General features: G+C 65.3%; 15 protein-coding genes and 2 tRNA genes. 1 reads left to right on the top strand and 16 read right to left on the bottom strand.

Annotated features, from left to right (window positions below):
- The first annotated feature begins 135 nt into the window (after positions 1-135).
- Positions 136-564 (top strand): low affinity iron permease family protein, encoded by a 429-nt coding sequence (locus tag AC1RGU_RS30715; protein WP_492700256.1) that lies wholly within the window; start codon positions 136-138, stop codon positions 562-564.
- A 78-nt stretch (positions 565-642) separates the two neighbouring features.
- On the opposite strand, the gene AC1RGU_RS30710 is transcribed toward AC1RGU_RS30715, so the two are convergent.
- The 16 genes from AC1RGU_RS30710 to AC1RGU_RS30635 all read right to left on the bottom strand — a co-directional run.
- A tRNA-Phe gene (locus AC1RGU_RS30710) sits at positions 643-718 on the bottom strand.
- Positions 719-736: 18 nt separating this feature from the next.
- Positions 737-1,438 (bottom strand): response regulator, encoded by a 702-nt coding sequence (locus AC1RGU_RS30705; protein WP_062480363.1) that lies wholly within the window; start codon positions 1,436-1,438, stop codon positions 737-739.
- 77 nt (positions 1,439-1,515) lie between these two features.
- Entirely contained in the window at positions 1,516-3,846 is a 2,331-nt protein-coding gene (locus AC1RGU_RS30700) for a sensor histidine kinase (RefSeq protein WP_070063903.1), read from the bottom strand.
- Positions 3,843-4,412: a DUF4390 domain-containing protein gene (locus AC1RGU_RS30695; RefSeq protein WP_492700319.1), complete on the bottom strand. Its 570-nt coding sequence runs from the start codon at positions 4,410-4,412 to the stop codon at positions 3,843-3,845. Before AC1RGU_RS30695 ends, AC1RGU_RS30700 begins: the two co-directional genes overlap by 4 nt.
- A 52-nt stretch (positions 4,413-4,464) precedes the next feature.
- Positions 4,465-5,853, bottom strand: coding sequence for a 16S rRNA (cytosine(967)-C(5))-methyltransferase RsmB (gene rsmB / locus AC1RGU_RS30690; RefSeq protein WP_492700254.1), 1,389 nt, complete (start codon positions 5,851-5,853; stop codon positions 4,465-4,467).
- A gap of 93 nt (positions 5,854-5,946) precedes the next feature.
- Positions 5,947-6,546, bottom strand: a complete 600-nt coding sequence (locus tag AC1RGU_RS30685) for a LemA family protein (RefSeq protein ID WP_099794857.1) — start codon at positions 6,544-6,546, stop codon at positions 5,947-5,949.
- Positions 6,547-6,661: 115 nt separating this feature from the next.
- A complete protein-coding gene (gene rpoC, locus AC1RGU_RS30680; protein WP_062479330.1) occupies positions 6,662-10,897 on the bottom strand; it encodes a DNA-directed RNA polymerase subunit beta' in 4,236 nt (1,411 codons plus the stop codon).
- Between the two features lie 21 nt (positions 10,898-10,918).
- On the bottom strand, positions 10,919-15,043 hold the full coding sequence (gene rpoB / locus AC1RGU_RS30675; RefSeq protein ID WP_095743426.1) for a DNA-directed RNA polymerase subunit beta: 4,125 nt from the start codon (positions 15,041-15,043) through the stop codon (positions 10,919-10,921).
- Positions 15,044-15,344: 301 nt separating this feature from the next.
- On the bottom strand, positions 15,345-15,719 hold the full coding sequence (gene rplL / locus AC1RGU_RS30670) for a 50S ribosomal protein L7/L12 (protein WP_070063901.1): 375 nt from the start codon (positions 15,717-15,719) through the stop codon (positions 15,345-15,347).
- 47 nt (positions 15,720-15,766) lie between these two features.
- Positions 15,767-16,306, bottom strand: coding sequence for a 50S ribosomal protein L10 (rplJ, locus tag AC1RGU_RS30665; protein WP_056584633.1), 540 nt, complete (start codon positions 16,304-16,306; stop codon positions 15,767-15,769).
- 246 nt (positions 16,307-16,552) lie between these two features.
- Complete coding sequence (rplA, locus tag AC1RGU_RS30660) at positions 16,553-17,251, bottom strand: 50S ribosomal protein L1 (protein WP_062479319.1); 699 nt, start codon at positions 17,249-17,251, stop codon at positions 16,553-16,555.
- Positions 17,252-17,683 (bottom strand): 50S ribosomal protein L11, encoded by a 432-nt coding sequence (rplK, locus tag AC1RGU_RS30655; protein WP_056584627.1) that lies wholly within the window; start codon positions 17,681-17,683, stop codon positions 17,252-17,254.
- 141 nt (positions 17,684-17,824) lie between these two features.
- Positions 17,825-18,436: a transcription termination/antitermination protein NusG gene (gene nusG, locus AC1RGU_RS30650; protein ID WP_062479316.1), complete on the bottom strand. Its 612-nt coding sequence runs from the start codon at positions 18,434-18,436 to the stop codon at positions 17,825-17,827.
- Positions 18,436-18,819 carry a preprotein translocase subunit SecE gene (gene secE / locus AC1RGU_RS30645; protein ID WP_062479313.1) on the bottom strand — a complete coding sequence of 128 codons (384 nt, stop codon included), beginning with the start codon at positions 18,817-18,819 and terminating at the stop codon, positions 18,436-18,438. Before secE ends, nusG begins: the two co-directional genes overlap by 1 nt.
- Positions 18,820-18,920: 101 nt before the next feature.
- Positions 18,921-18,996 (bottom strand) — tRNA-Trp (locus AC1RGU_RS30640).
- Positions 18,997-19,017: 21 nt separating this feature from the next.
- A partial coding sequence (locus AC1RGU_RS30635; protein WP_487861899.1) for an EF-Tu C-terminal domain-related protein occupies positions 19,018-19,090 on the bottom strand: 73 nt, incomplete at its 5' end.

The raw sequence follows: 19,090 nt of genomic DNA, 5'->3' as shown, positions 1-19,090 counted from the left end.
GTGTCCGAGGCCACGGCCACGCGCCGCCATGCACCGACAGCCTCAGGGGAATTGCGATGCCATGCGAGGCGGGCCTCGGCTGACGCGCTCGCGCGCACCGCCGCGGCAGCATCGCCCCGACTGGAGGACACGCGCATGGAGCGACTCTTTGATTCCTTCGCCAACACCGTCGCACGCTGGACGGGCAGCCCGGCGGCCTTCCTGGTCTGCGTGATCGTCGTCGTGGCCTGGGCGGTCGCGGGGCCGTTCTTCGGCTTTTCGGAAACGTGGCAGCTGGTGATCAACACGGGCACCACCATCGTCACCTTCCTCATGGTGTTCCTGATCCAGAACACGCAGAACCGCGACAGCGTCGCCCTGCAGACCAAGCTCGACGAGCTGATCCGCACCTCCGACGCGGAGGACGACTTCATCGGCATCGAGAAGCTCACGGACAAGGAGCTGATCGCACTGCACGCGCGCTGCGAGGCGGCGGCCAAGCAGAGCCAGGCGACGCTGGCGAAGACGCGGGCCGAACGCAGGCGCCGCGGGCATGACGACATCAACGGGGATCGGGCCGGGTAGCGGGAGCGACATTCCCCAAAACACGGCGCCAGAATGCAAAAAGCCCAACCTCGGAAGGTCGGGCTTTTTGACTGAATTTGGTGGCCTGGGGCGGAATCGAACCACCGACACGCGGATTTTCAATCCGCTGCTCTACCAACTGAGCTACCGGGCCATTGTGTGCAGCCTTAAATTATACAGCGCTTCTGCGGCCTCGGGAAAGATCCACACCCAATTGTTTGAGTTTTCTGTACAGGTGGGTGCGCTCGAGGCCGGTTTTCTCGGCCACGCGGGTCATCGAACCGTTCTCCATCGCCAGGTGGAACTCGAAGTAGGCCTTCTCGAAACCGTCGCGCGCATCGCGCAGCGGGCGGTCGAGGTCGAAGCTCTGGGTCGACTGCGGGCCCGCGTCGGCCACCGGCACGGCCGCCAGCGACGCCATCAGCAGGCTGTCGCCCGTGGTCGTGATGGCGGCGGCCTGGTGGGCGCCCGTGGGCGGCGGCACCACGCCGGCGGCGGTGCGGCGGGCGCTCTCGCGCGCCAGCCCCTGCTCCACCGCCTTGAGCAGCTTCTGCAGCGTGATGGGTTTTTCGAGGAACGCGAAGGCGCCGATGCGCGTGGCATCGACCGCGGTGTCGATGGTGGCGTGGCCGCTCATCATGATGACCGGCATGCTCAGCAGGCCCGCGGTGGACCACTCCTTGAGCAAGGTGACGCCGTCGGTGTCCGGCATCCAGATGTCGAGCAGCACGAGATCGGGCCGGGCGCGTTGTCGGGCCGCGCGGGCTTCGGCGGCGTTTTCCGCGAGCTCCACGTTGTGGCCTTCGTCATTGAGAATTTCGAAGAGCAGGTCCCTGATGCCCAGCTCGTCATCGACCACGAGAATGTTTGCCATGAGTGCTGCTTGTTGTATGCGCTGGTGTGTATTGATCCGCTCCCGATCCAGCCCCTATGCGCTGGATTCGCCGGTACTCAGGCGGACGAAGATTTCGAATCTTCGGTGTGAGCGACCGCTGCCCGCGGTTCGCCTGCCAGCGCGAATGATAGCGAGACTTGCGCCCCCGCCACAGCCCCGTCGACGACACGGTTGGAAAGCTCGATGCGCGCGCCGTGTTCGTCGGCGATCTTCTTGACGACGGCCAGGCCCAAACCGGTACCTTTTGTTTTCGTGGTGACGTAGGGCTCGAAGGCGCGCTTGAGGATGTTTTCGGCAAAGCCGGGGCCGCTGTCCTGCACGGTGAGGCGCACGCGCTGGCCCGAATCGCCCAGCCGGGTGCGGATGACGACCTCGCCCACCCGGCCCGTGCCACTGGCGGCGGCCTCGGCGGCGTCCTGGGCGTTCTGCAACAGGTTGTGCACGACCTGGCGGATCTGCTGTTCATCGCCGCGCACGGGCGGGCAGCGCTCGTCGAGCTCCGAGCGCAGCGTGATCGGCAGGTTCTCGGCGTGATACAGCTGCAGCACGTCGGCCAGCAGCGCATTGAGGTCGACCGGCTTGAGGTCGGCCGCGGGCAGCCGGGCGTAATCGCGGAATTCGTTCACGAGCCGCTTCATCGCATCGACCTGGTCGACGATGGTCTTGACCGACTTCACCAGGATGGCCTGCTCGGGCGGCGCCACCTTGCCCGAGAGCTTCATCTCGAGCCGCTCGGCCGACAGCTGGATCGGCGTGAGCGGGTTCTTGATCTCGTGCGCGAGGCGGCGCGCCACCTCGCCCCAGGCCTGTGCGCGCTGGGCCGAGACGATTTCGGAGATGTCGTCGAACACCAGCAGCCGCGCGTCGCCCGGCAGCTCGGCACCGCGCGCGACGATGTTGATGGCGTCGTCCTGTTGCGGCAGGTCATTGCCGGTGGCGTGCAATTCGAAGGCGTGCTGCCAGTGATCGAGGCCGTGCTGCATGCGCTCGACCAGGAACTCGTCGAACTGCTGCTGCACCTTGGCGCCGAAATCGGCCAACCCTGGCACATCGACCAACGCCTTGCCTTCATAGGCAGCGAGCGGCGCGCGCAGCACGCGGGTGGCGCCCGGGTTGGTGGACAGCACGGTGCCCTTGGCGTCGAGCACGATCACGCCCGAGGTCAGGTTGTCCAGGATGGTCTGCAGGTTGCCGCGGGCGGCGTCGAGCTGGTCCATGGTCTTCTCGACCGCGCCGCGCGCGTCGGCCAGCTGCTGGGTCATGACGGCGAACGAGCGCGTGAGGCCGCCCAGCTCGTCCTTGCCCTGCAGCACGGCGGTGGGGCGCAGGTCGCCGGCGGCCACCTGGCGCACGCCGTCGGCCAGCACGAGCAGCGGCCGTGCGAGCTGGTTGCCGAACAGCACGGCCAGCAGCACCGCGCCGAACACGGCGAGGAACAGGCTCAGCGTGAGCGTGCCGATGTACATGCGCCGCAGGCCCTCGCGCGCCAGCGCGCGCTCCTGGTACTCGCGGTTGGCCTCCTGCACGGCCAGCGCGTTGGCGACCACGGCCGGCGGCAGCGGCCGCGTGACCTGCAAGTAGCGCGGCGCGGTGTCGAAGTCGAAGCCCGGGCGCTGCACCATGGCCAGCGCGCGCACGCTGGCACTCGACGGCGTGGCGCTGGGCAAGGCGGTTTCTTCCAGGCCCTCGACATGCGCGACGGCGCGGTCGGGCCGCACCTGGCGGAACTGCTGCGCCGTCGGCCGCTCGGGGTTGAGCTGGAAGCGCGACGCGCCCGCACTGGCCACGAGCTGGCCCGAACCGGTCCAGAGGATCACGTCACTGGCTTCGAGCTGGTCGCGGATGCGCTCGAGCAGCAGCCCCGCGCTCGCGTCGGGCACCTGCGACAGCTGGGCGCTGGCGGTGCGGGTCTTGGCGGCGAGGTCGTCGGACAGCGAATCGAGCGTGGCCCGGCCCAGGTTCAGGCCGGCATCGAGCGCACCCTCGACCTTGACGTCGAACCAGCTCTCGATCGAGCGCGCGACGAACTGGTAGGACACCACGTAGACCAGCGCCCCCGGCACCACCCCCACGAGCGCGAAGATGGCCGCGAGCTTGATCAGCAGCCGGCTGCCGAACTTGCCCTGCCGCAGCCGCCGCAGCAGCCGGAACGCGACCCAGCCGATCACCAGCACCAGCAGCACGGCCACCACCACGTTGATGCCGAACAGGCGCACGTAGTAGCGCTCGTACAGCGCGCGGTTGTTGGTGGCCTGGGCCAGCAGGAACATCAGCACCAGGCCGATGGCGGTGACCATCGCGGCGCCGACGCCCACGGCCCAGCGCAGCGCGCGCGAGCGGCGGGCGGCAGGCGTGGCCGCGGCGCCGCTGCGCGGCTTGCTGCTCACCGCTGCTTCTCCAGCGGCAGCCGGGCGGTGCGCTCGGCGGCGATGTTCCACTCGGCCTGCCCGACCATGCCGATCTGGAAAGGACGCGGCAGCTGCGAGGTGTCGAGCCGGAAACGGAAGGTGACCTGGTGCAGCGGCTCGTCGCCGATCTCGGCGGCGTCGCCCAGCCGCAGCCGGCCGATGCGCTTGATGGCCTCGAGCGCGTCGCCGAGGCTGTCGAAGTTCTGGTTCAGCGAGATGCCGAAGCCGGCGGCGCCGGTGATTGGCACCGGCGACACATTCAGCCGCCAGCGGCGCGTGAGGGGCTGGTAGGCCAGCCGCATGTGGCGCGCCACCTGGGCGACCTTGCGGTCGGTCCAGTACCAGCGCTCCTGGAAGACCTCGGCCTCGGCCACGAAATAGATGGCGATGCCCTTGTCGAGCACGTCTTCCACCAGCGTGGGCAGTTCGAACTGCACGGCCGCGCTCAGGTAGACGCCGTCGTCGGCCTGCTCCAGGCGCATCTGGGTGATGGTGGTGCCGCCGGGCCTGCCCTGGGCGGTGGCGGCGGCCGGGAACAGGGCCATCCACAGGGCCCAGGCCAGCCACAGGCCGGCCAGCAGGATCGACCGGCGGCCGTCAGTGCGGCGCGGGTTTTTCAAGCAGGGCGTAGAAGAAGCCGTCGTGGTCACCAGAGGGATTGTCCGGGACGCCACGGGCATTCGCCCCACTTTGAGGCAGCAAGTGTCCCGGGGACGGCAGCAAACGGGCGTCGGTGTTGCGTACAAGAAACGCATCAATTTGTTGCGAGCCTTCTTCGCGGAACACGGAACAGGTGCAATAAAGCAGCCGGCCGCCGGGCCGCACGAGCGGCCACAGCGCGGCCAGCAGCATCGCCTGCTGGGTCGCCAGCTGGGCCGTGTCGCTCTCGCGGCGCAGCCAGCGCACGTCGGGATGGCGCCGCACGATGCCCGAAGCGGTGCACGGGGCGTCCAGCAGGATGGCGTCGAACAGGGCGCCGTCCCACCAGTCAGCGGTGCGGCCGGCGTCGGCCACCACCACCTTGGCCTTCAGGCCGAGGCGCGCGAGCGTCTCGTCGATGCGGCGGCTGCGCACGGCGTCGACCTCCAGCGCGGTCACCTCGACGACGCCGGGGCCGGCCCGTTCGATCAGGTGCGCGGTCTTGCCGCCGGGGGCAGCGCAGGCGTCCAGCACGCGCAGCGGTGCGGCACCGGGTGTGGCGGGCAGCAGGCCGTCGAGCAGCAAGGGGGCCGCGAGTTGCGCGGCGGCGTCCTGCACCGAGCAGGCACCCTCGGCGAAACCGGGCAGTTGCTGCACTGGGCGGGCGCGCGCGAGTTGCAGGCCGTCGGCGCCGACGCGCGTGGCCGCGAGGCCCACAGCTTCCAGTTCCAGCAGGTAGGCGGCCGGCGTCGATTGCAGCGCGTTGACACGCAAGGTCATCGGCGCCTGGGCGTTGTCGGCCGACAGCACGCGCTGCCAGTCGCGCGGGTGGTCGCGCTTGAGGCGTTCGATCCACCAGCGCGGATGGTTCCACTGCGCGACCGGTTCGGTGTCGGTGGCGGCCACGAGCTCGTCGCGCTCGCGCAGGAAGCGGCGCAGGCAGGCGTTGATGAAGCTGGCCTGCGCCCGCGTGGCCGGGTTGCGCTTGGCGGCTTCCACGGCCTGGTCGACCAGCGTGAAGGGTTCGTAGGGGGCGTGGTCGCTGTGCCAGGCCAGCGCGAGCGCGGTGCACAACAAGGCGTCGGGCAGCGGCGGCGGCGTGCGCTTGGCCAGGTGGCGGCGCAGCGCCTCGGCGCGGCCGAGCCAGCGCAGCACCTGGAAGCCGAGCGCCTGCACGCCGGGGCGCAGCGCGGGCTCGACGGCCTCGAACGCGACGGTGCCCGAGGTGCCGGCGCGAATCGACGCCAGCGCCCCTGCGGTCAGTTGCAGTTGGCGCCAGAGCGGCGGTTGTTGCGGCGCCGAGGAAGCGCTGCCCGAAGAGGGGTCGGAGGAAAGATCTGCTGGCAAGTTGAAGCCGATGGTAACGGGCGAGAAAGACAGCACGCCGCGCGGTGGGAATGGAAACGAAGGCGTTACCGCCTGTCGCCGGGTCGGGTCAGGTCAAAGCAGCGGGGCCGCGGGCCGCAGTCGCACGATCCAGGCCACCAGCAGCGCCGGGAACTGGGCGATGCCCGCGTTGTACTGCGCCACGGCCTGGTTGAACTGGCCGCGTGCGATTTCCGCCGCGGCCGACGGCTCGGGCCAGGCGATGGGCGCGGCCGGATCGGACGCGCCGCCCAGGCCGGGCATCAGCGGCGCGGGCCGCGACAGCGTGCCGTCCGCGTCGAACACCGTGACCGCGCCCGGATACTGGCGCCGCCATGCCGCAATGAGCACCTGCAGCGCGGTGGCCAGCGCCGCCATGCTGCCCGGATCGAGCGGGCGCACCCGCGTCGCGCCGAGCAGGGTCGCGAGCTGCGTCGTGGCGGCCTGCAGCGGCGCCACGGTGGGCGCGCCTTCGGGCGGCGTCTCGGGCCGCGGTGCGGCGGTGATGCTGGCCTGGACGAAATCGAGCTGCTTGCGCAACGCCACGTCGAGCACGGCGTAGGCCTGGAGCACGGCCGCGCGCAGCCGCACCAGCCGGTTGTACGCGCCCACGAACCAGAACAGCAGCAGCGCGACAACAAGCCAGCCGGCCAGCGAATCGGGCAGGACGCTCATCGAAAACAGAACCTCTTGGTCATCGGTCGGAACCCTGCGAACACAAAGAAAAACGCCCCCCGACCGGAGCGGTCGGAGGGCGTGGGCAACCGGTCATGCCGGTGATGCTAACCAGTTATTCGGTCGCGGCGCCTTCGTTGGCGTCGACCGTGCTGGTCGCCGCATCGCTGTCGCCGGAGCCGGCCAGTTCGGCGGCTTCCGACTCGGCGATGGCGCGGCGCTCGGCCTCGTCCATGGCGTCCTTGACCTTGCGGGCCTGGTGGTACGCCATGCCGGTGCCTGCGGGAATCAGGCGACCGACGATGACGTTTTCCTTCAGGCCGCGCAGCTCGTCGCGCTTGCCCATGATCGCGGCTTCGGTCAGCACGCGCGTCGTTTCCTGGAACGAAGCGGCCGAGATGAACGAGTCCGTCGACAGCGACGCCTTCGTGATACCCAGCAGCAGGTTGGTGAACGTCGCGGGGATCTTGCCTTCGGCGCGCAGGGCGTCGTTGGTGTTGAGCATTTCGCTGCGTTCGACCTGTTCGCCGGAGATGTAGCTCGTGTCGCCGATGTTGTCGACCACGACGCGACGCAGCATCTGGCGAACGATCACCTCGATGTGCTTGTCGTTGATCTTCACACCCTGCAAACGGTACACGTCCTGCACTTCGTCCACGATGTAGCGCGCGAGTTCTTCCGAACCCAGCAGGCGCAGGATGTCCTGCGGGTCCGCCGGACCGTCGACCACGCTTTCGCCCTTGTTCACCACCTGGCCTTCGTGCACCAGGATGTTCTTTTCCTTCGGCACGAGGTCTTCGTAGACGCCGCCTTCGGGATCGGTGATCTGCAGGCGGATCTTGCCCTTGGTCTCTTTACCGAACGACACGGTACCGGTCATTTCGGCCAGCATGCCCTTGTCCTTCGGCGAACGGGCTTCGAACAGCTCGGCCACGCGCGGCAGACCGCCGGTGATGTCTCGGGTCTTCTGACCTTCGACCGGGATGCGTGCCAGCACTTCGCCGGGGCCCACGTCCTGGCCGTCGCGGATCTGCACCAGGGCGCCGATCGGGAAGCCGATCGTCACCGAGTGGTCGGTGCCGGGGATCTTCACTTCCAGGCCTTGGGCGTCGATCAGCTTGACCTGCGGACGCACGACCTTGGCAGCGCCGCGGCGCTTCGGGTCGATCACGACCAGGGTCGACAGACCGGTCACTTCGTCCACCTGCTTGGCGACCGTCAGGCCTTCCTCGACGTTCTCGAACTGCGCCTTGCCGGCGAACTCGGTAATGATCGGGCGGGTCAGCGGGTCCCAGTTGGCGAGCACGTGGCCGGCCTTGATCTGCTGGTCGGCCTTGACCGTCAGCGTGGCGCCGTACGGCACCTTGTGACGCTCGCGCTCACGGCCGTGCTCGTCATGGATGACGATCTCGCCCGAACGCGAAATCACGACCAGCTCGCCCTTGCTGTTGGTCACGTAGCGCATCGTGGCGTTGAAGCCGATCGAGCCGTTCGACTTGGCTTCCACGCTCGAGGCGATGGCAGCGCGCGAAGCGGCACCACCGATGTGGAAGGTACGCATCGTCAGCTGCGTGCCGGGTTCGCCGATGGACTGGGCAGCGATCACACCGACGGCTTCGCCGATGTTGATCAGGCCGCCGCGGCCCAGGTCGCGGCCGTAGCAGGTCGCGCAGATGCCGAAACGCGTTTCGCAGGTCAGCGCGGTGCGGACCTTGACTTCGTCGACGCCCTGGGCTTCCAGTGCTTCGATGTTGTCTTCGTCGAACATCTCGCCGGCCTTGAGCAGCACCGAACGGTTTTCCGGGTGCAGCACGTCGTCCGCAGCCGAGCGGCCGAGGATTCGGTCGCGCAGCGACTCGATCACTTCACCGCCTTCGACGATGGCGCGCATCAGGTAACCGCCGTGCGTGCCGCAGTCCTGCTCGGTGACCACCAAGTCTTGCGTCACGTCGACCAGACGACGGGTCAGGTAACCCGAGTTCGCCGTCTTCAGCGCCGTGTCGGCCAGACCCTTACGGGCACCGTGGGTGGAGATGAAGTACTCCAACACGTTCAGGCCTTCGCGGAAGTTCGCGGTAATGGGCGTCTCGATGATCGAGCCGTCCGGCTTGGCCATCAGGCCCCGCATACCGGCCACCTGGCGAATCTGCGCTGCGGAACCGCGGGCGCCGGAGTCGGCCATCATGTAGATGGAGTTGAACGACTCCTGCTCGACTTCCTTGCCGTGGCGGTCGATGACCTTCTGCTTGGACAGCTTGGCCATCATGACCTTCGACACTTCGTCGCCGGCCTTGCCCCAGATGTCCACCACCTTGTTGTAGCGCTCGCCGGAGGTCACGAGACCGGAGACGTACTGCTGTTCGATCTCCTTCACTTCCTTGGCCGAGCGCTCGATGATGCCGTGCTTCTCAGCGGGCACCAGCATGTCGTCGATCGCGATCGAGATGCCGGCCTTGGTCGCCAGACGGAAGCCGTTTTGCAGCAGCTTGTCGGCGAACACGACGGTCTCTTTCAGGCCGCACTTGCGGAACGAGACGTTGATGAGCTTGGAGATTTCCTTCTTCTTCAGCGCCTTGTTGATGTTCGAGAACGGCAGGCCCTTGGGCAGGATCTCGGACAGCAGGGCACGGCCCACGGTGGTGTCCACGAGCGAGGTCGACGGCGTGAACACGCCGGTTTCCTTGTCCTTGGTGTACTCCGTGATACGCACCGCGACCTTGGCGGTGAGCTCGACTTCGTTGGCGTCCAGCGCGCGCTGCACTTCACCGATGTCGGAGAAGATCAGGCCCTCGCCCTTGCCGTTGATGCGGTCGCGGGTCGTGTAGTACAGACCCAGCACCACGTCCTGCGAAGGAACGATCGACGGTTCGCCCGACGCCGGGAACAGCACGTTGTTGGAGGCCAGCATCAGCGTGCGGGCTTCCATCTGCGCTTCCACCGACAGCGGCACGTGGACAGCCATCTGGTCGCCGTCGAAGTCGGCGTTGAAGGCCGCGCAAACGAGCGGGTGCAGCTGGATGGCCTTGCCTTCGATCAGGATCGGCTCGAACGCCTGGATGCCCAAACGGTGCAGCGTAGGCGCACGGTTCAGCATGACCGGGTGTTCTTTGATGACCTCTTCCAGGATGTCCCAGACCACCGGCGTGCCCGATTCGACTTCCTTCTTGGCAGCCTTGATCGTCGTCGCGATGCCCATGGCTTCGAGGCGCGAGAAGATGAAGGGCTTGAACAGCTCGAGCGCCATCAGCTTGGGCAGGCCGCACTGGTGCAGCTTGAGCGTCGGGCCCACCACGATGACCGAACGGCCCGAGTAGTCCACGCGCTTGCCCAGCAAGTTCTGGCGGAAACGACCGCTCTTGCCCTTGATCATGTCGGCCAGCGACTTCAGCGCGCGCTTGTTGGCGCCCGTCATGGCCTTGCCACGGCGGCCGTTGTCCAGCAGCGAGTCGACCGCTTCCTGCAGCATCCGCTTTTCGTTGCGCGCGATGATTTCCGGAGCCTTCAGCTCCAGCAGGCGGCGCAGACGCGAATTGCGGTTGATGACGCGGCGATACAGGTCGTTCAGGTCGGAGGTCGCGAAGCGGCCGCCGTCCAGCGGCACCAGCGGACGCAGGTCCGGCGGCAGCACGGGCAGCACTTCGAGCACCATCCACTGGGGCTTGATGCCCGACTTGCGGAAGGCCTCGAGCACCTTCAGGCGCTTGGAGTTCTTCTTGACCTTGACTTCGGAGCCGGTCAGGTCGCCGCGCAGACGTTCGATCTCGCTGTCGAGTTCGATGCCTTCGAGCAGGTCCTTGATGCCTTCGGCGCCCATCTTGGCGATGAACTCGTCACCGTATTCCTTGCGCTTGGCGTCGTAGTCGTCCTCGGACATGATGCCGAACTTCTTCAGCGGGGTCATGCCGGGGTCGGTGATCACGTACGCTTCGAAATACAGCACGCGTTCGATGTCGCGCAGCGTCATGTCGAGCACGAGGCCCAGACGCGACGGCAGCGACTTCAGGAACCAGATGTGGGCGCAGGGCGCGGCCAGGTCGATGTGACCCATGCGCTCGCGACGCACCTTGGTCTGCGTGACTTCAACGCCGCACTTCTCGCAGATCACGCCGCGGTGCTTCAGGCGCTTGTACTTGCCGCACAGGCACTCGTAGTCCTTGATGGGGCCGAAGATCTTGGCGCAGAACAGACCGTCGCGCTCGGGCTTGAACGTGCGGTAGTTGATCGTCTCAGGCTTCTTCACCTCGCCGAAAGACCACGAACGGATCTTCTCGGGCGAAGCCATGCCGATCTTGATGGCATCGAAATGCTCATCGGGCGTGAATTGCTTGAACAGGTCGAGTAGCGATTTCATAAGACTCTTTCCCTTTTCAACTTAGGAACGCTCGAGCTCGATGTCGAGACCCAGCGAACGAATTTCCTTGACCAGCACGTTGAACGATTCCGGCATGCCGGCTTCGATCGAGTGCTCGCCCTTGACGATGCTTTCGTACACCTTGGTACGGCCTTGCACGTCGTCGGACTTCACGGTCAGCATTTCCTGCAGGACGTAGGCGGCGCCGTAAGCTTCCAGCGCCCACACTTCCATTTCACCGAAACGCTGGCCGCCGAACTGCGCCTTGCCGCCCAGCGGTTGCTGCGTGACGAGCGAGTACGGGCCGGTCGAACGGGCGTGCATCTTGTCGTCCACCAGGTGGTGCAGCTTCAAGAAGTGCATGTAGCCGACGGTGACGGGACGCTCGAACTGGTCGCCGGTGCGGCCGTCGTACAGGTACGCCTGCGTGCGCGTCTCGGTCAGGCCCTTGAGCTTGGCGATGTCGTCCGGGTAGGCGAGTTTGAGCATGCCGCGGATTTCTTCTTCCGAGGCGCCGTCGAACACCGGCGTGGCAAACGTCGCGCCGCTTTGCAGGTTCGCGGCCATGGCGAGCAGCTCGGTGTCGCTCAACTGGTCGAGCTCTTCCTTGCGGCCCGAGCCGTTGTACAGCTGCTCCATGAACTTGCGCAGCTCGGCCACCTTGGCCTCCTGCTGCAGCAGATCACCGATGCGCTGGCCGATGCCCTTGCCGGCCCAGCCCAGATGCACTTCGAGCACCTGGCCCACGTTCATCCGCGAAGGCACGCCCAGCGGGTTCAAGCAGATGTCGCACGGCGTGCCGTCGGCCATGTGGGGCATGTCTTCGACCGGAACGATCTTGGACACCACACCCTTGTTGCCGTGACGGCCGGCCATCTTGTCGCCGGGTTGCAGGCGGCGCTTGACGGCCAAGTAGACCTTGACCATCTTGAGCACGCCCGCGGGCAGCTCGTCGCCCTGCGTGAGCTTCTTGCGCTTTTCTTCGAACGCGAGGTCGAAGCTGTGGCGCGTCTGCTCGAGCGAGTTCTTGATCGACTCGAGTTGCGAGGCCACGTCGTCCTCCGCCGGGCGGATGTCGAACCAGTGGAACTTCTCGACCGACGACAGGTAGGCCTTGTCGAGCTTGGTGCCCTTGGCCAGCTTGTTCGGGCCGCCGTTGGCGACCTTGCCGGTCAAGAGCTTCTCGATACGGTCGAACGCGTCGGCTTCGACGATGCGCAGCTGGTCGTTCAGGTCGAGGCGGAAACGCTTGAGTTCATCGTCGATGATCTGCTGGGCGCGCTTGTCGCGCTGGATGCCTTCGCGGGTGAACACCTGCACGTCGATCACGGTGCCTTGCGAGCCCTGGTCCACGCGCAGCGAGGTGTCCTTCACGTCGGAAGCCTTCTCGCCGAAGATGGCGCGAAGCAGCTTCTCTTCCGGCGTCAGCGTGGTCTCGCCCTTCGGCGTGACCTTGCCCACCAGCGTGTCGCCCGGCTGCACTTCGGCGCCGACATAAATGATGCCGGATTCGTCGAGGCGGTTGAGCTGCTGCTCGGCCAGGTTCGGGATGTCGCGCGTGATTTCTTCGGCGCCCAGCTTCGTGTCGCGAGCCATCACCACCAGTTCCTCGATGTGGATCGAGGTGTAGCGGTCTTCGGCGACGACGCGCTCCGAGATCAGGATCGAGTCTTCGAAGTTGTAGCCGTTCCAGGGCATGAACGCGATCAGCATGTTCTGGCCGAGGGCCAGTTCGCCGAGGTCGGTCGAGGCGCCGTCGGCCACCACGTCGCCCTTGGCGATCTTGTCGCCGCGCTTGACGATGGGACGCTGGTGGATGTTGGTGTTCTGGTTCGAACGCTGATACTTGATCAGGTTGTAGATGTCCACACCGACTTCACCGGCCGCCGCTTCGGCGTCGTTCACGCGCACCACGACACGGGTCGCATCGACGTAGTCGACGATACCGCCGCGGGTGGCCGTGACCACGGTGCCCGAGTCGACCGCGGAGACGCGCTCGATGCCGGTACCGACCATCGGCTTTTCGGGACGCAGCACAGGCACGGCCTGACGCTGCATGTTGGCGCCCATCAACGCGCGGTTCGCATCGTCGTGCTCCAGGAACGGCACGAGCGAGGCGGCCACCGACACGATCTGCGCGGGCGACACGTCCATGTACTGGATGCGCTCGGCACCGACCAGGATCGATTCGCCGGCTTCACGCGCCGAGACCAGGTCGCCGGTCAGCTTGCCGTCCTTGTCCAGGACCGCGTTGGCCTGGGCGATGACGTACTTGCCTTCTTCGATGGCCGACAGGTAGTCGATGTCCATCGTGACCTTGCTGTCGACCACGCGGCGGTACGGCGTCTCGATGAAGCCGTATTCGTTCAGGCGGGCGTACAGGGCCAGCGAGTTGATCAGACCGATGTTCGGGCCTTCAGGCGTTTCGATCGGGCACACGCGGCCGTAGTGGGTCACGTGCACGTCGCGCACTTCGAAGCCTGCACGTTCACGCGTCAGACCACCCGGGCCAAGGGCCGACACGCGGCGCTTGTGGGTGATTTCGGACAGCGGGTTCGTCTGGTCCATGAACTGCGACAGCTGCGACGCACCGAAGAATTCCTTCAGCGCGGCCGAGATCGGCTTGCTGTTGATCAGGTCGTGCGGCATCAGCGGCTCTTGCTCCGCTTGACCCAGACGTTCCTTCACGGCCTTCTCGATACGTGCCAGGCCGGTGCGGTACTGGTTTTCGGCCAGTTCGCCGACGCAACGCACGCGGCGGTTGCCCAGGTGGTCGATGTCGTCGACTTCGCCGTTGCCGTTGCGCAGGTCCACGAGGATCTTGACCACGGCCAGGATGTCTTCGTTGGTCAGCACCATCGGGCCGGTCGATTCGTCGCGGCCGACCTTGGCATTGAACTTCATGCGGCCCACGCGCGACAGGTCGTACGTGTCCGGGTTGTAGAACAGGCGCTGGAACAGGGCCTGCACCGCGTCTTCCGTCGGCGGCTCGCCGGGGCGCATCATGCGGTAGATGGCCACGCGCGCGGCGAACTCGTCCACCGTTTCATCGATGCGCAGCGTCTGCGAGATGTACGCGCCCTGGTCCAGTTCGTTCGTGTAGATGACCTGGATGTCCTGCACGCCGGCCGTGCGCAGCTTCTTGAGCAGCGCTTCGGTCAGCTCGTCGTTGGCCTTGGCCAGGATTTCGCCGGAGTCGGCGTCGACGATGTTGCGGGCGATGACGCGGCCGACCAGGAAGTCTTCCGGCACGCTGATGTGCGTGGTGCCGCCCTGCTCGAGCTCACGCGTGTGGCGCGCGGTGACGCGCTTGTCCTTGGCGACCACGACCTTGCCCGACTTGTCGGTGATGTCGAAGCGCGCGACTTCGCCGCGCAGGCGCTCGGAGACGAACTCCATCTGCGCGCCGCTGTCCATCAGGCGGAAGTTGTCGTTCACGAAGAAGTTCGCGAGGATCGATTCCGGGTTCAGGCCGATGGCCTTCAGCAGGATCGTGACCGGCATCTTGCGGCGACGGTCCACGCGGAAGTACAGCATGTCCTTCGGGTCGAATTCGAAGTCGAGCCACGAACCGCGGTAGGGAATCACGCGGGCCGAGAACAGCAGCTTGCCCGAGCTGTGCGTCTTGCCCTTGTCGTGTTCGAAGAACACGCCGGGCGAACGGTGCAGCTGCGAGACGATCACGCGCTCGGTGCCGTTGATGATGAACGAACCCTTGTCGGTCATGAGCGGCACTTCGCCCATATAGACCTCTTGTTCCTTCACTTCCTTGACCACCTTCGACTGCGAGGTCGACGACTCGCGGTCATAGATGATGAGCTGCACCTTGGCGCGCACGGCCGAGGCGAAGGTCAGACCACGGGTCTGGCACTCGCGCACATCGAACGCCGGCTTCGCCAGGTTGTACTCGAGGAACTTCATCTCGACGAAACCGTTGTGCGAGACGATCGGGAAGGCAGCGTCGAACGCGGCCTGCAGGCCTTCGACGGTGCGGTGCTTGGGGGCGATGCCGGCTTGCAGGAACGCGGTGTACGCGTCTTTCTGCATCTGCAGCAGGTAGGGGATTTCGACGACGCTGTCGCGGTTACCGAAACTTTTTCGGATGCGCTTGCGTTCGGTGTAACTGTACGCGGACGATTGGGCCATGAGAGCTCCGGTGCTTGAGATCTTCAGCGACTTGTCAGCAGTGCCGGGCGAACGGCACCACTGCTTGGCGGCTGGCCACTACCAGCCGTTGGCGGACGGCGATGCATTGCACATCGCCCGAACCAAGGGGTCTTCTGCAGTCGGGTTCAGAAGACACTCAAAAATCGTCTTGGCTTTTGCTATTCCATCGACCTTTCGGCCTCTGAAAGAACCGGCGCCAAGCCGGCTTTTGGGTGCGCTCTGAAAGCGGCAAAGGCTGGAGGGCCTTTTCAGGCACCTCCAGCCCTCTAGGGGGTCTGAATTACTTCAGTTCCACCTTGGCGCCGGCATCTTCCAGCTTCTTCTTGGCGGCTTCAGCGTCAGCCTTCGACAGGCCTTCCTTGACAGCCTTGGGAGCGGCTTCCACCAGGTCCTTGGCTTCCTTGAGGCCCAGGCCGGTGATTTCGCGCACGGCCTTGATCGCCGACACCTTGTTCGCGCCAGCATCCATCAGCATGACGTTGAATTCGGTTTGCTCTTCAGCGACTGCAGCAGCAGCGCCACCGCCGGCAGCGGGTGCCGACATGGCTGCGGCGCTCACGCCAAACTTCTCTTCGATGGCCTTCACCAGGTCGTTGAGTTCCAGGACCGTCATTGCGTCGAGCGCGGTCAGAAATGCGTCTTTATCGAATGCCATTTTTGTTTCCTAACAATTGGGTTGAATATTCAAAAACGAGGGCGCGCTCAGGCGGCCTGCGCTTCTTCTGCCGGTGCATCGGCGACGGGTGCAGCTTCGCCACCACCACGCTTCTCGGCCAGCGCCGCGAGCACGCGGGCGGTACGAGAAATCGGGGATTGCATCAAGCCCAGCAGTTGCGCCAGCAGCACTTCCTTGGAAGGGATGTTGGCCAGTTGCTTCACGCCTTCGACGTCCAGGGCCTTGCCACCGAATGCGCCACCGCGAATCACCAACTTGTCGTTGGTCTTCGCGAAATTGGCCACCACCTTTGCGGCAGCCACAGCGTCTTCGGAGAAGCCATAGATCAGCGGACCGGTCATCTGGTCGCCGACGATCTCAAACGGGCTGCCAGCGACAGCACGGCGAGCCAGCGTGTTCTTCAGAACACTCAGGGTCACACCGTTGCTGCGCGCTTCGCTGCGCAGTTTGGTCATATCGGCCACCGTGATGCCACGGTATTCCGCCATCACGAGCGTTTGAGCTTTTGCGGCGAGGCTGGTCACATCACTGATGACCGCTTCTTTCTCACTGCGATTCAGACTCAAGGTCTACTCCTTTTAATGCGACCTTCGGCCGGGGCCTCGGATCGCGCTTCATGCAGCGACCAACTGTTTCGGAACAAAAATCAAATTCCTTGCAGTGGGGTCGCCATCTGCGCTGGATACCGGAAGGATCGATCCGGCGATTAAGTGCAGCGCCCTGCACACCAGCGGTCTTGGATGGCCCGCAGCAACCGAAGCTGCCGCGACCCACCACATCTGCCCTCTCCTTGCGGGATCGGGCAAATCTCTTTAGCTCGCCGAGATGGTTTGCGTGTCCACGCGGACACCCAGACCCATGGTCGACGACACAGCCACCTTGCGCAGGTACACGCCCTTGCTGGTCGCCGGCTTGGCCTTGACCAGAGCGTCGATCAGCGCAGCGAGGTTGCCTTGCAGCTTGTCGTTGTCGAACGAGCGACGGCCGATCGTGCCGTGGATGATGCCGGCCTTGTCGACGCGGAACTGGACCTGGCCAGCCTTGGCGTTCTTGACAGCGGTGGCGACGTCAGGCGTCACGGTGCCAACCTTGGGGTTGGGCATCAGGCCACGCGGGCCGAGGATCTGACCGAGCGTACCGACGACGCGCATGGCATCGGGGGCAGCAATCACGACGTCGAAAGGCATGTCGCCAGCCTTGACCATCGCAGCCAGGTCGTCCATGCCGACGATGTCGGCACCGGCGGCCTTGGCTTCTTCAGCCTTGGCGCCTTGGGCGAACACGGCGACGCGCTTGGTCTTACCGGTGCCGTTGGGCAGCACGACAGCACCGCGAACCACCTGGTCCGACTTCTTCGCGTCGATGCCCAGCTGCACGGCCACGTCGATCGATTCGTCGAACTTGGCGGTGGCGGCATCCTTGACGATGACGATGGCGTCAGCCAGGGGGTACAGCTTGTTGCTGTCGACCTTGCCTTGCAGCGACTTTTGCTTCTTGGTGATCTTGGACATTTACACGCCCTCCACATTCACGCCCATCGAGCGGGCCGAGCCGGCGATGGTGCGAACTGCTGCATCGAGGTCGGCGGCAGTCAGGTCCTTCATCTTGGCCTTGGCGATTTCTTCGAGCTGAGCGCGCGTGATCTTGCCGACCTTGTCGGTGTGCGGACGGGCCGAGCCCTTGTCCAGCTTGATGGCCTTCTTGATCAAGGTGATCGCCGGAGGCGTCTTGATGATGAAGGTGAAGCTCTTGTCAGCGAACGCGGTGATGACCACCGGCAGCGGCAGACCCGGCTCGACGCCTTGGGTTTGCGCGTTGAACGCCTTGCAGAACTCCATGATGTTCAGACCGCGCTGACCCAGTGCGGGACCGATCGGCGGGGACGGGTTGGCCTTACCAGCTGGCACTTGCAGCTTGATGAAGCCGACGATTTTTTTCGCCATGCTTTGCTCCTTGCGGGTGATATCGCCTTGGCTCTCGCCGCGGCTCCCCGGGGTTAAACGACTCTTCGATCAAGACCGCGCGCCGAGTCGGACAACGCGCAGCCGGAAACTGGCAGGCCCGCCCGAAGGCAGGCCATGGGATCAGGTCTTCTCGACCTGACCGAATTCGAGCTCCACAGGGGTGGCGCGGCCGAAGATCATGACCGACACGCTGACCTTGCTCTTCTCGTAGTTGACGTCTTCCACCGTGCCATTGAAGTCGGTGAACGGGCCTTCCTTGACGCGCACGAACTCACCCACGGTGAACTCGACCTTGTGGCGCGGCTTCTCGGTGCCCTGCTGCATCTGGTTGACGATGTCCTCGACCTCTTTCTGCGAGATCGGGGCCGGACGGTTCTTGGCACCGCCCACGAAACCCGTCACCTTGTTGGTGTGCTTCACCAGGTGCCAGCTCTCGTCGTCCATGATCATTTCGACCAGCACGTAGCCCGGGAAGAAACGGCGCTCGGTGGTGCGCTTCTGGCCGTTCTTGATCTCGACCACTTCTTCGGTCGGAACCAGGATGCGGCCGAACTTGTCCTGCATGCCGGCGCGGGTGATGCGCTCGGTGATGTTGCGCTCGACGGCCTTTTCCATGCCCGAGTAGGCATGCACCACGTACCAACGCAGATCAGGGTTGGCAGCGGGGGTCAGGAGAGGGTTCTGCTCCTCTTCCGGCGTGCTCTGCGTGGTTTCAACTGCGTCGTCGGTCATTATTTTCTCCAGCCCAGAATGAGGTCAAAGAACACCCATTCGAGCGTCTTGTCGGTGAGCCAGAGGAAGACGGACATGATCGCCACGAAGGCGAACACATAGGCCGTCATCTGCATCGATTCCTTGCGGGTCGGCCACACGACCTTCTTGACCTCGCGCCACGAGTCACGACCGAAAGCCCACAGCTGACGGCCATTCTCGGAGCTGCCGAAGGCGCCCACGGCCGCGGCCAGGCCGACCAGCAGCGCAGCCCATTGCACCAGCGAGCCTTGGCGCGACAGCAAGTAGAACGCCACGATGGCGCCCACTGCCAGCACCACCGCCGCAGCCAGCTTGGCTTTGTCGGCACCCGTGCTCACGGTTTCGATTTGAGAAGTGGCCATGTCGGCTGATTTCCTGTGACCTCGCGGCCTTCAATTCAATGCGTCTCTTGAGACGCCGAAGCCCATCGGATCGCGATGGGCTTGTCGGGGTGCCACCTAGGTGGCAGGGGCAGTAGGAATCGAACCTACAACCTTCGGTTTTGGAGACCGACGCTCTGCCAATTGAGCTATACCCCTCCGGTACTCTTTACGCTCGGCTTAGATGTCGAGGATCTTGGCCACGACGCCCGAACCCACGGTACGGCCGCCTTCACGGATGGCGAAGCGCAGG

The sequence above is a fragment of the Variovorax sp. GW823-FHT02B07 genome (assembly GCF_058797695.1).
The sequence above is the reverse complement of the archived record's forward strand: the minus strand, read 5'-3'. Positions and strand labels throughout refer to the sequence as shown.